The 12,103-nt window shown below is 60.3% G+C and carries 15 protein-coding genes; 12 read left to right on the top strand and 3 right to left on the bottom strand.

Annotated features, from left to right (window positions below):
• Nucleotides 1-25 precede the first annotated feature (25 nt).
• The 5 genes from AC1RWL_RS18495 (at nucleotide 26) to AC1RWL_RS18475 (ending at nucleotide 5,022) form a co-directional block, all read left to right on the top strand.
• Entirely contained in the window at nucleotides 26-742 is a 717-nt protein-coding gene (locus AC1RWL_RS18495) for an META domain-containing protein (protein ID WP_435269195.1), read from the top strand.
• Between the two features lie 87 nt (nucleotides 743-829).
• Nucleotides 830-1,210: a CAP-Gly domain protein gene (locus tag AC1RWL_RS18490; RefSeq protein ID WP_493095341.1), complete on the top strand. Its 381-nt coding sequence runs from the start codon at nucleotides 830-832 to the stop codon at nucleotides 1,208-1,210.
• A gap of 339 nt (nucleotides 1,211-1,549) precedes the next feature.
• The gene (locus AC1RWL_RS18485) at nucleotides 1,550-2,179 is read left to right on the top strand and encodes a class I SAM-dependent methyltransferase (protein ID WP_493095342.1); all 630 of its coding nucleotides are present in this window, start codon (nucleotides 1,550-1,552) and stop codon (nucleotides 2,177-2,179) included.
• Nucleotides 2,180-2,704: 525 nt separating this feature from the next.
• A complete protein-coding gene (locus AC1RWL_RS18480) occupies nucleotides 2,705-2,848 on the top strand; it encodes a hypothetical protein (RefSeq protein WP_493158426.1) in 144 nt (47 codons plus the stop codon).
• A 161-nt stretch (nucleotides 2,849-3,009) separates the two neighbouring features.
• The gene (locus AC1RWL_RS18475) at nucleotides 3,010-5,022 is read left to right on the top strand and encodes a calcium-binding protein (RefSeq protein ID WP_493095343.1); all 2,013 of its coding nucleotides are present in this window, start codon (nucleotides 3,010-3,012) and stop codon (nucleotides 5,020-5,022) included.
• A 133-nt stretch (nucleotides 5,023-5,155) separates the two neighbouring features.
• On the opposite strand, the gene AC1RWL_RS18470 is transcribed toward AC1RWL_RS18475, so the two are convergent.
• A complete protein-coding gene (locus AC1RWL_RS18470) occupies nucleotides 5,156-6,391 on the bottom strand; it encodes a site-specific integrase (RefSeq protein ID WP_493095344.1) in 1,236 nt (411 codons plus the stop codon).
• 8 nt (nucleotides 6,392-6,399) lie between these two features.
• Nucleotides 6,400-6,759: an Arc family DNA-binding protein gene (locus AC1RWL_RS18465; RefSeq protein WP_493095345.1), complete on the bottom strand. Its 360-nt coding sequence runs from the start codon at nucleotides 6,757-6,759 to the stop codon at nucleotides 6,400-6,402.
• A 108-nt stretch (nucleotides 6,760-6,867) separates the two neighbouring features.
• On the opposite strand from AC1RWL_RS18465, the gene AC1RWL_RS18460 reads away from it, so the two are divergent.
• From AC1RWL_RS18460 to AC1RWL_RS18430, 7 genes are all read left to right on the top strand, one after another.
• Nucleotides 6,868-7,062, top strand: coding sequence for a DNA-binding protein (locus AC1RWL_RS18460; RefSeq protein ID WP_493095346.1), 195 nt, complete (start codon nucleotides 6,868-6,870; stop codon nucleotides 7,060-7,062).
• An 82-nt stretch (nucleotides 7,063-7,144) separates the two neighbouring features.
• On the top strand, nucleotides 7,145-7,747 hold the full coding sequence (locus AC1RWL_RS18455) for a hypothetical protein (protein ID WP_493095347.1): 603 nt from the start codon (nucleotides 7,145-7,147) through the stop codon (nucleotides 7,745-7,747).
• Entirely contained in the window at nucleotides 7,744-7,998 is a 255-nt protein-coding gene (locus tag AC1RWL_RS18450) for a hypothetical protein (RefSeq protein ID WP_493095348.1), read from the top strand. Before AC1RWL_RS18455 ends, AC1RWL_RS18450 begins: the two co-directional genes overlap by 4 nt.
• The gene (locus AC1RWL_RS18445) at nucleotides 7,991-8,173 is read left to right on the top strand and encodes a hypothetical protein (protein WP_493095349.1); all 183 of its coding nucleotides are present in this window, start codon (nucleotides 7,991-7,993) and stop codon (nucleotides 8,171-8,173) included. The genes AC1RWL_RS18450 and AC1RWL_RS18445 overlap by 8 nt, the downstream gene beginning before the upstream one ends.
• Nucleotides 8,174-8,177: 4 nt before the next feature.
• Nucleotides 8,178-9,002, top strand: coding sequence for a hypothetical protein (locus AC1RWL_RS18440; RefSeq protein ID WP_493095350.1), 825 nt, complete (start codon nucleotides 8,178-8,180; stop codon nucleotides 9,000-9,002).
• A 435-nt stretch (nucleotides 9,003-9,437) separates the two neighbouring features.
• A complete protein-coding gene (locus tag AC1RWL_RS18435) occupies nucleotides 9,438-9,689 on the top strand; it encodes a hypothetical protein (protein ID WP_493095351.1) in 252 nt (83 codons plus the stop codon).
• Between the two features lie 214 nt (nucleotides 9,690-9,903).
• On the top strand, nucleotides 9,904-11,106 hold the full coding sequence (locus AC1RWL_RS18430) for a phage major capsid protein (protein WP_493095352.1): 1,203 nt from the start codon (nucleotides 9,904-9,906) through the stop codon (nucleotides 11,104-11,106).
• Here AC1RWL_RS18430 and AC1RWL_RS18425 read toward each other — a convergent pair.
• Complete coding sequence (locus tag AC1RWL_RS18425) at nucleotides 11,103-11,642, bottom strand: hypothetical protein (protein ID WP_493158424.1); 540 nt, start codon at nucleotides 11,640-11,642, stop codon at nucleotides 11,103-11,105. The genes AC1RWL_RS18430 and AC1RWL_RS18425 overlap by 4 nt on opposite strands.
• Nucleotides 11,643-12,103 lie beyond the last annotated feature (461 nt).

Below are 12,103 nucleotides of genomic sequence, written 5' to 3'. Positions count from 1 at the left end.
CGCCCTGACGCGATTGGAGAAATCTGTGCACCGACGCCTGAGAGTATGGACCCTCGCCTGCCTCGCCTTTCTGGCGGCAGTTCCGGCCTATGCCGACGAGCCGGTCCCGGGTGGTCTCGGCGGCACCTGGCTTGCCGAGGATATCGGCGGCAACGGCGTGATCGACGATTTGCAGACGACGCTGGAGATCAAGCCGGACGGCAATTACGGCGGCAATGGCGGCTGCAACACCTATCGCGGCAAGCTGAAGGTGCAGAACGGCAACATCGCCTTCGCTCCCGCCGCCGCGACGCGCAAGATGTGCGCGCCCGCCATCATGGACCAGGAGCAGAAGTTCTTCGACGCGCTCGGCACGGTCACCTCCTGGAAGCTCGAAAACGGCATCCTGCACCTGACCGGCAAGGAAGGCGCCCCGCCGATCCGGCTTGCCGCGCTCAAGAACAACACCGACATCGTCATCCGCCTTCCAGGGCCGGAACAGAACGTGGCGCGCGAGACGCTGAACTATCAGTGTGACGCCGACCAGCGCGTCGTCGTCGAATATATCAATGTCGGCTCCAATTCGCTCGCGGTCCTGCGGATCGCCGAAGAGACGGTCATCGCCGCCAATGTCATGGCCGCCTCCGGCGCCAAATATGCCGGCGGCCGCTACGAGTGGTGGACCAAGGGTGACGAGGCGACGCTCTACGACCTGACCAGGGGCGAGAACGCGCCGGGCGTCACCTGCAAGAAGACCGGCTGAGCCGGCGCGACATCTTAGTCTTTACGCAATTCCGAACGCAAAACCGCTTCACACTTTTGCTGGAATTGCTCTGAGAAGGAACACCGCATGCCCACGTTCCAGGTCGGACAGAAGGTCGTCTGCATCAACGACCGTTTCAGGAACGTCTCGATCGACCAGGGCATCCGCAAGGGCCAGATCTACACCGTGCGCTGGGCCGGCCACTACCGCCACTATGTCGACGGTGATTTCTACGGCATCAAGCTGATGGAACTCTACCGCGGGAAGGACGACGGCCCGGAAGGCTACGGCGCCGACGACATGCCCTTCCGCGCCACCCGCTTCCGCCCGCTCGTCAGCGACCGCATCCGCAACATGCTCGGCATCAAGGCACCCAAGCCAAAAGTCGTCGCCAAAACCTCCCTCGTCCCCTCCATCCGCCCCAAGCCCCGCGTGGTGACCCCGGAGCGCGAAAAGGAAGACGTTTGAGCGTCTAGCTCGGCGCGATCTGAACTCCGCGGCTTTCAGACCTTGCGCGGCGCGCAAGCGCAACCGGAGCGGCTGCGCTCGCCGCTCGCCCCGGGCTTCGTTGAACGACAGCACCTTCATCGCAAATCGGCCGGGATAGCGCCGGACCTGTGAGGTGGATGATGCCACGCATACCAGGATCGGTTTCGATGGTCCGGTAGTCGGTGGTGGTGGGACAGAGCACGAAACTCGGCGAAACTTCTGTTTGTTACTGGCACATCGCCCGCAACTAATGGTATCGAAAACGCCAGATCGGAGCTATTCAAGGGGTACACGGTGCATAGAAGCTCAGTGTTACATATGCAGGATTGTGTTGATCGATACATCGTCGGCAAGCGACCCGCTGGCAAGGTACTCGATGTTGGGTCAGGCGTAGCGCGCGAGGATGCTCCTACCAACTTCAGAAAAATTTTTGAGAGTATAGGATGGAAGTACCATGGCCTCGATTTGTTCGCTGGTTTTAACGTGGATTTCGTCGCCGAAGACCCATTCCAATGGCCCATCGAAAATGAGGCTTATGACGCTGTCATCAGCGGCCAAATGCTGGAGCACAACTCTATGTTTTGGCTGACTTTCCTAGAAATGGGCCGCGTGCTAAAACCTGGCGGGATTATGATCCACATCGCCCCGTCCCGAGGTTTTGAGCATCGAGCGCCTACCGATTGTTGGCGGTTCTATCGCGACGGGATGAGGGCGCTTTCCAAATGGGCAGGTTTCAAAACCCTTGAGGCAACGACAGATTGGACAAATAGACACCTCGCTATCGTCCAGGCTCGTCGCCCTGCTCTTTATGACAGAATACCGAACAAGGGTCTTAACGGTGGCGGAGAATGGGGTGACACCGTTGGCGTTTATCAGAAACCAAAAAACTGGGCTCCCAAAGAGGCCATTCGATACATGACTTCATTCCTCGACCGCCTCCCAAAGTAGAGGGCGAGCGCTCAGTCGCGCTCGCCCCAACATTTCAGTCCGAACTTACCCTTCGCAAGATCGATGTAATCAGCCGTTAAGAAAGGCTTGAGGATCATCGCAACGGCGACGCCGTTGATCGCAGGCCGCCAAAGGCGTGACGGGCTGCTGTGACCGCGCCCGGATTCACAGGGCATCCTGATCAAATCGACGTCAAAGGTCGAAGGCGTCACCGCCGAGCAAGATATCATGCAGTACCCGTTCTCACGCAAGATTATCGACATGGCGCCGGCGACGCAAAGCTTCGGGCCGATGAACAAATCCGAAGCGGCAGGCCTTCCGTATCTGGATCGGCATTTCGCTGATGTCTGGTGGAAGTGCGCGACGAGGCTAGTGTGATGCGAGCTGTAGGGAGCTGCTACAGCCGCGCGGGCAGGATATTTGAAAAGTCAGGTGACGGCATGGCAACCACAAGCCAGCGACACAACCGAAGAACACTGAAAAACTCAGACCTTGGCTCGATCACGAATCGCTCATAGGTCCGCGATGCGGACAAGACAGCACAACAGAGGCCCGATGCGCCCCGTCACGATCATCCTCACCCTCACCTTGCTCGCCGCCTGCACGACCGACCGCCCCGCAAACTGCGTCGTCACGCCGACGGACCTCGTCGAGTGCAACGCGAAATGAAGGCCTAGCGGCGTCTCCAAAAAATGAGCACAGTTGATCGCCGATTTGTGTATTACTCTTTCCCTGAATAGGGGACGGCAATTTGCCGTTAGAGGGTTCCTCCGCAGCGCTTTCACGCGAAACAGAGGGCCGAGAACTGCACGAGGGGCTGGGGCGGTTTCATGGCACTGATCATGGGCGGAATTTCGCTTGTCAACACGCAGGTGGATGACGTGGAGCTCGAGTCATCCGTTACCGGCCTGAGCGATGGTGGCTGGGTGGTGACCTGGATAGCGTACGATCTGGCGGGCACTCATAGCGAGGTCCTGCAGCAGGCCTTCAATGCAAATGGAACCCGCAGAGGCGTTGAAACGCGCATAGATGCCCTGTCGGCCGACCTGGAACTCTCCCCATCCGTGACTGCGCTCGCCGATGGTGGGTGGGTCGTGAGCTTTTCGACCTTTGACGGCACGACGGAACAGGTCCTCCAGCAACGGTTTGACGCCACTGGCAACACGGTAGGGCTTCTGGCGGACATCAGTCCAGGCCTTGTGGGCGACGACGAATACGAACAAAGCACCACCGCCCTGCCGGATGGCGGTTGGCTCGTCACCTGGACATTGGAGACATCGAGCGGCGACACGAGCATCTACCAGCAGCGCTTCGATCTGAATGGCGTCTCCACCGGGCTGACACAGCTTTCCAGCAGCACCGGCGACCTTATCAGTGTCCAGCCAAGCGTGGCGACGCTTGCCGATGGCGGCTGGGTGACCGTGTGGACTATCTACGACTTTTTCAACGACTCGTTCGAATTGCACATTCGCACCTTCGACGCGGACGGCACGCCGAGAGACTCGGAAACGCTGACCAGCGCGAATTACGACGACTACGGCATACTCGACCCGATCGTCACCACTCTGACGGACGGCGGCTGGGTGGTAGCCTGGACGTCCGAATATCAGGATGGGGACAGTCTGGGCATCTACCAACAGGCCTTCAACGCCGACGGTTCGATGCGAGGCGTTGAAAGCCGGGTCAACACCACGACATTCGACGCGCAGGCCCTGCAGACTGCGGCGTCCCTTCCCGGCGGCGGCTGGGTGGTTGCCTGGGCTGACAGCTCCGGCGAAATCTTCCAGCAAGTGTTCGATCGATTGGGAAGGCCCGTGGGCCGAGAAACCCTGGTAAGCGGTGCCGACTTTGCCTTGGGATATCCTTCCATCGCCGTTCTTGACGATGGTAGTTGGGTCGTCAGCTGGTCGGGCAACAGCGCCGAAGACGATATCGGCATATTTCAGCGCAAGTTCACCCTGGAGACCGTAACCACTCCCCCTGATCCGCGAACGATAAAGGGCACGGACGGCGCCGACCAGCTTTTCGGCACCAACGGCCGCGACATCATCGATGGCGGAAAAGGCGACGACACCATTTTCGCGCGCGGCGGCAACGACACCGTTTTCGGCGGGCAAGACGACGACACGATCGGCGGCGGCGATGGGAACGACGATCTCCAAGGCGGAGACGGCAATGACGCACTCTTTGGGGGCAAAGGCAACGACACGCTGCTCGGGGGCACCGGCGAGGACAAGCTCTATGGCGGGGACGGCAACGACAGCCTGAACGGCGGAGACGGCGACGACCAGGTCTATGGCGGCAAAGGGTCCGACACCCTCTTCGGCGGCAAGGGCCACGATACGATGGGCGGCGGAGACGGCGCCGATACGCTGCGCGGCGAAGCGGGCAACGATACGCTCTACGGCGGCGCCGGGAACGATCGCCTGGAGGGTGGCGCGGGAGCGGACAACCTGTTCGGCGGCCTCGGCGCCGATATCCTTGCCGGCGGCGCGGGCCGCGATGTCCTGACCGGCGGCAAAGGCGCGGACGTGTTCCTGTTCACCGCCAGGGGCGATTCCGGTACCGATGCCAGGACCCGCGACACGATCACGGATTTCAGCCAGAAGGGCGGCGACAAGATCGACCTCAGCAAGATCGGTATCGATAACGGCAGCGGGACAACCCCGTTCTTCAAATTCCTCGGCCAGGGCGACTTCACCGGCAAGGCCGGCGAGCTGCGCTATGAAATCGCCGACGGCAAGACGACGGTGTTCAGCGACATCGACGGCGACGGAACCGCCGATTTCTCCATCCTCCTCGACGGAAAGATCAATCTCAAGACGACCGACTTCATCCTCTGACGGCGTTTTGGATCATCTTCGGAAGAAATGGTGATCCCGGCGCGATTCGAACGCGCGACCCCCAGATTAGGAAACCGCTACAGACCCCTATTTCTCAGGCGTTTTCGCCACCCATGTCGCAGTCATGTTGCAGTCAAGCGAGGAACGCTCGCTCTGCAGCGGCCATTTCGTCGGCATCGTCTGCCTTGGGAAACAGGTGCGAATAGCGGTCCATCGTCAGGGCGATGGTCGAATGTCCCATGCGCTCCTGAACGATCTTCGGCGGCAGGCCGAGGCCGCCATCCTCTTTGCGGTTGATGCACCAGGAGGCGTAGAAGTGCCGAAGGGCATGCATGCCGCCATACTTGGCCGCCAGCACGGGTTTGCCGTCCTTGTCGGTCTCACCGGTCTCGATGGTGACGCCGGCCGCCACCCATGCCGGATGCAGGCCACGGCGGAGGATATTGTTCAACTGCTCGACCTTGCCGAGACCGTTCGGGAAGACGAGATCGAGCACCAGGATCTTCTCGCCGGCCTCATCCTTTTTCCCGGTCTCCCGCCTGGGGCAAACGAGCTTCCATTCGCGCAGCGCGTTGATGACCATCGGCGGAGCCGGGACCGTGCGCTCGCCGGATAGTGACTTCGGTTTGCCGATATCATTGTACCTGTCCGCGCGCTGGTGGACCTTGATTTCGCGCTTGTCGAGGTCAACGTCCCTCCAGCGCAGCCCGCGCAGCTCCGATGCGCGCAGGCCGCAGAAGACGGCGACGAGGAACATCGGCCGCCAGCGCACCGCCAGTACACCCACGAGCGCCTTCACCTCTTCACGGGTAGGGATGTCTACCCCGACCTTCAAACGCCCCTTCTGGCGCTTCTCCTGCCGTTTTTCGCCGGAGCCGCGCTTGGCCTTCATATCCCGCACTACATTGCGGGCCACCAAGCCACGCTCCTGCGCGTCGGCGAGCAGGGAACCGAGGCTGACGAGGACCTTCTTGATCATCGCCGGCGAGCGACCGGCGGCCCGCAAATCATCCTCGAATGCGCGCACCTTGGCGATGTTCAGCACCGGTAGCTTCATGGCGCCGATATGGGGATTGATATGCAGGCGGACATGCCGCTCGTAGTCTTCGACCGTGGCGCGCTCCAGGCCCTCGGCGCGTGCCGTAGCGAGCCATAGCGTGCCGGCCGTCTCCACGCTTACGCTCGCACTCTCCGCGACATGAACGCCTGCCCTGACCTCGACGTTGGCCGTGGCTGCAAAGGTATCCGCCTCCTTCTTCAAGCGGAAGGTTTTCAGGCGTCGCTTTCCGGCCATGTCGAAATAGTCGACCACCCAGGCTGATTTCGCCTCGCCCTTCGGTGTGGTCCACTCTCTCTTTCGAACTGACATGGAGGCTACTATCCGATGTACACTAGGGTCTCGTCGTTCTCTGCCGACACTATGTGTGGCGCGTATCGACCATCTGGCGTTTCGGCTAATCTTACCCTGTAAATACTATTGGCAGTTGCGGCGGCATGATTGGCCACCTCTGCAAGCCTATCCTTTTCCTTTCTGCTTTTGGCCACTGTTATTGGTGCGACCCACGTCTGAATAAACTCTCCCATCGCCATACCTTCCGGGAAAGCTTCTTCAAGGGCCGCAACGATCTCGGAATTCATCGAGCGGCCGTTCTCTTCCGCCTTCGCTTTTATGCGATCTCGAAGCCCCTTCGGGAACCGGACCATGTACTGGTCGTCGCCACGGCCTGCCTTTGCCATTCGTCATCACTCCACATTTTTCATAGCACTGTCTTAGGTTCCGCTTGACGTCAACCCTATCACCGTATTACCCCTACTACTGTAATATCTAACGAAAGGTTGCGAGGTATGACGAAATCTGCGGAAAACACCGGCGCTCTGGATTTGATCTGGGGGGCAGAGGAAATCGGAAAGGTGATCGGGCGCACGACGCGCGCGACCTTCGACATGCTCGATAAAGGCGAACTCCCGGCAAAAAAGGTCAACGGCCGGTGGGTAATCGCGCGGAGCAAACTCATCGCTTTTTTCATGGAAGCGGCTTGAGATGAGCTCGGAAACGAAAAGCTCGGCCAGTGCGCCAACACTGCCGAGCCATGGTTCTCACATTTCCCCGAAGGAAACGAAAATGAACGATCAAGTTGATATCACCAAGGCGACGGCAAAGCCAGTGTCGCGCCGCAATTTCATCGCACTTGCCGCCGCCGGCTCCGCCGCATTGCCGGCCGCGGCACTCGCTGAGGCAAGCGGCAAAACCAGCCGCTTGCCTCAGTCCGACCTGCCGATCGAACGTTTCGACCGCCATGCCGCCGGTGTCTCCGAAGCGCTGGACGAATACCTCGACGGGCGCTTCTACGCCTGCATTTATCCTTCCAAGCGGGAAGGCATTTCCTACTACTTGAAGAATATCGCGGCCGAGGAGCTTGCTCAGACCGCGATCGAGCCGCGGTTGCTGTCCCTTATCGAGGCCCATAGGCGTGCCCACCACGCTTTCTATGGGTCAATCGAAGCCGTGGACGTAGACGAACCGACCAAGGCGGCTCAGCGACGTTACGCCAAGGCCTGGAAGGCAGAGGCCGCTGCACTGAATGCCCTCATCTCGTATGTGCCACTCAACGACCCGTCGCGGCGCGCGAAGGTGAGGTACATCATGCCGCACATCACCGACGGTCAGCTCTGCGACAGCCAGATGAGGACCCTTCTTTTCTCCCTGTGCGGGAGGTTCGCATGAGCGCGTGGGCCCTCAGCAATATCGAGGAGGCCCGTCAGAAACTCGACCGGGCAATGTCGATGCTCAGCCTTATCGAGGCGTGCCTTTATCAGGAGGAGCAATTTCAGGACGCGCATGTGAGCCGCCCCCATGTTGAGGGGGGCGGATATATTCCGGGCCTCGGTGAAATCATCAACGCTGTGTCCATGTGTCGTGACACGCTAGATCACTGCTACGATCTTCTGACCAGTGGGGGCGGGAGGCGTGAATAATCCCGATCCTCCTGCACCCTCGACCGTTGAACGGGCCGCCGCTTGGCTGACGGAGCATCTCGACGACTGCCCGCGCCCCATCATCCCCTATGTGAAGCAGGCTTACGGCCTCGGCAATCTTGACGCCATCGAGGCCGTGAAGCTCGCCCGCCAGAAGCGAGGGGCGGGAGCATAACCGCGTGGCCTTCATCCGCCAGAATGATCTGCTGTTCGCCTACATGGCGCTGACGCTCGTCGCCGGCCTCTCCGGTAACGACCGTCGCGTTGCGGGTGCAATCCTAGATCACTTCAACAAGAAGACGGGGCAGTGCGACCCGAGCGGAGAGGGTCTTGCGGCACTACTAGGCATCAACCGGAAAACGGTCATAGACGCTACGTCGCGCCTGTGCGGAGAGTTTGGGTTCTTCCGCAAGGTCAGTCATGGCGGCTACAGCCACCGCGCAAGCTACGCTCCGCAGTGGTCTCAATTCCGTAAAGTCGTTGAGGATTGGAACGCGAAACGGAAGGGTAAAGGGCAACCTTCAACTGAGGTGAAAACACCTCATTCATTGGGGTCAAATGACCTCATTGATTGGGGTGAAATGACCCCACAAACCGATAGAATAAACCGATCCAATAAACCGATAGAGACGGACGGAGCTTGTGGATACGCTGCTCCAGGCCCTGCGCCGCCGGCATCCGAGCCGGTGGAAGAGCGGCAGCGGAAGGCGCGTGCCGAGACGGTAAATGGGCTTCTGAATGGAAGCCTGCGGCGAGCGAGCGGAACCAAATCACCCAGCCATGCAAGCGTTGCAAGGGTGCAGGCAGAGAAGCGGATTGACGCCGATCTCCGCAACCTCGGGATGCATGCGTATGCCGATGCGGTCGAACGGATCACCGTGGATCTCAGCGACGACGCGACGACGGCCGAGATGCGCCGGCGCGGCGCGGGCCTCGCCCTCATCATCGAACGCCTTCACCTGTCCGCCGGACGCGGCCCGCCGGGGGGCGGGTCGAAAGTCTAGGCCCATGAGGGCTCGACCGGTTGGTGTGACCGCGTGCATCGCCGCGAAAATGTCAAAAAAAGTTTTTCTGGCAGAGGGTTAGCATGATTGACCTGTTTGGTGCCGAGATCGAACCTTCCACCACGCGCTGTGGGTACTGCGATGGCACATTCATCCAAGATAATTCGCGAGGACGCCCTCAAAAGTACTGCGGCGTGGCGTGCAAAGCGCAAGCGAAAGCGCGGGCCAATAGAGCCTGGCGGGACACTGGAAACGTTGCGCACGCCCCGGCCTCCCCGTGTCGGAGGTGTGGTGGTGCGATCTGTCTGCCTCCTGATCGCCTGGCGGGGCGATATCCGCATTTTTGCTCCGATCGATGCAGGAAAGGCCAAGCGGCCTCCTCAGTCGACAACGGTTTCAGCCTGTTTACTACGCCGAACCACGAAAGGAACTTCGATGACTGAGGAACAAATCATACTGCACGACCGGCAGGTGGAGGCCGTCATAAACGCGGTGGCAAAACTGCTGCCGAGGTATCAGCCAATGGGGTTCACACCCGAAGCAGTTTTCGAGGGGGCGGTGAAGGGCGGGGCGATTGCCCTCATCGGCGGGGTTGGCGCAAGTCCCGAGAACGTCGCGGAACTTCTGGACGGTTTTGCTGCTGCATTTCGCAATCTTGACAAGCCGAACCTCACCGTGGTGAAATGACCAAGCCTCTGAGATCGGCGCATTCGTGTTCTTCAGGTCGCGAAGCGCAAGGCTCATCAAGGCGCGGCCCCGCGCGATGCAAGCTGCACAAGCTTACCGACCCTGCCAGCCTTCGCCGGCAGGGTCACACCCGGCCCCGCGTGATGCAAGCCATTCCCTAATCAACGATCTTTCCCGTCAGAGCACGCGTCTGCTCGACTATTGAGGTATTCAAATGAACCATGTTTCTCGCATGCGCGGCCTTGTCCGTGCCGCCGCTTCAGGCTCCGAACTGTCCGTGGCACCGGTCCTTGCGGAGCTTCAGGGCGCTTTTGGTGACTTTCGTGCCCGCAATCAGGCGCAGATCGACAGGCTCAACAACTCGATGAATGAAGTCATTGGCCAGGTTGCTGCGCTCACAGTCGGCGGAGCAGGCGGCATGAACCACGATCCTGATACTCCAAACGCGGCGCACGCTGCCGAACGAAAGGTGATGTCTTCGTTCGTCCGTAACGGACGCACGCTTTCGACCGATAGCGATCCGGATGGGGGCTTTCTCACCGGCTCGGAAACCTCGAAAACCATCGCGAAGCGCATCTACGACCGCTCCCCAATGGGGCGCCTTGCGCGCGTTATCAGCCTGAACACCGGCAACGCCTTTGTTGAGCCCATCGACGTTGGCGATCCCAACGCGGAATGGGTTGGTGAACATGATGATCGCGACGAAACTGACCCCACCAAGCTCCGCGAACTGACATTCGATCTTCACGAGATCTACGCGAACCAGCCGGTTACGCAGCGCCTGCTCGATGATGCAACGTTCGATATCGCCGGCTGGGTCGAGGGTGGCATCATCGACAAGTTCGCTCGAAAAGAAGGTGCCGCCTATATCTCGGGCAACGGCAAGAACAAGCCGCGTGGGCTGCTCCAGTACGACACATCGACCGACAAGGACGGAGTGCGCCCCTGGACAACTCTCCAGTACATCCCCAGCGGCGATGCAGTTGGCTTCCCGGCCGCAGGCGCAACGTTCAACCCGACCGATGTTCTCATCGATATGGTTTACACGCTGCGGGCACCCTACCGCACGAAGGCAACCTGGTTGATGAGCGCAAAAACTGCGTCGACCGTGCGGAAGTGGAAGGACACGGATGGCCGATACATCTGGTCCGACCCCATCACGCAAGGTCAGCCGGCATTCCTTCTCGGCTACCCGGTAGAGACGGATGAGGAAATGCCCGACATTGCTGCGAACAGCTTCCCGATCGCATTCGGCGATTTCCAGCAGGCTTACACCATCGTCCATCGCCCCGGTGTCCGCATGCTGCGTGATCCCTTCACGGCCAAGCCGAAGGTGCTCTTCTACTGCACGCGCCGCGTCGGCGGAGGTGTGCACAACGGCGAGGCCGTCAAGCTGCTGAAAATCGCGGCTTCCTAACGACGATCGCCCTGCCGGCGGCGCGTCACCCGACAGGATGCGTCGCCGGATCTTTTCAATTGAGAGAGTTCGCTATGGCAAAGCAAACAGCCCGCACGGCGGAGGAAGCAGAGGAACGCCTCGCAGCGTGGCAGCGAGTGCATCCTCACCAAACGGCGAGGTATCGCCGCTTTATGCTCCGCATGGCTATCAGCAGGCATTCCATCGACCGGTCGATCGCAAGCAGCAGCGCGACGACCTATTGCCACGCTTCGGGCCACGGTGGCGACATATGCCGCCGTGGTGGCGGCAGCGAGCCTGAAGCGTTTTGCCCGTTCGCGAGCAATTGCAAAGCTCGTAAAGATCGCCGTCACGCCGCCCATCGGCGCGTCGGCAGCGGCCTCGCCAATGGCGATGCGATGAAGCTCCTCAAGAGTGCAGCATGACACGTCAGGCGACGCGGTACTCCTGCCAGCGCCGTCGGTCATTTCTGTGGGGGTTGCCGCCAGCGTAAAAGCGAACGCCTGGCGCTTGTATGCTTCGATCGCGCCGCGCACGCGGTCTTTTTCGGTCAGGCTCGGGACGGCACAACGACCGTTCCCATTGGCTCATTGCCGCTTGCGTCCAGATGCGCTCAATTGTTTCGAGATCAGTTACCATCTCAGCTCCCCGCAATTCCGAATTGCCACGGCTGCTCACCGGCCGCACGAAGGCCCTCGCCGGCATCCTTGAGCATCCGCTTGAGGCGGGCGTTTTCCTTCCGGATGAGATCGCCGTCGCGCCGGATTTTGCCGCTGTTCCGCTGGCCCGGATTGTGGCGTTGGACATGCTAAATCCTCCCAACAATCCATGCCGGCCTCGGCCGCAGCTCTGCCAGTAGTCAGGGCCACCCTCTCCGCATATTCGCGGACGGGACGACCATCATTGAAGGTCTCAAAGCCGGCCTCGTTGGTCATATGCTCGACGAAGAGACGGCAAAATTCTTCCTTGGTAATTTCACTCATCGGCCTGACCTTTC

Source organism: Shinella sp. GW821-FHT10F02 (assembly GCF_058809275.1).
Note: the sequence above shows the minus strand (reverse complement) of the source record. Positions and strands in the feature narration are given on the sequence as shown.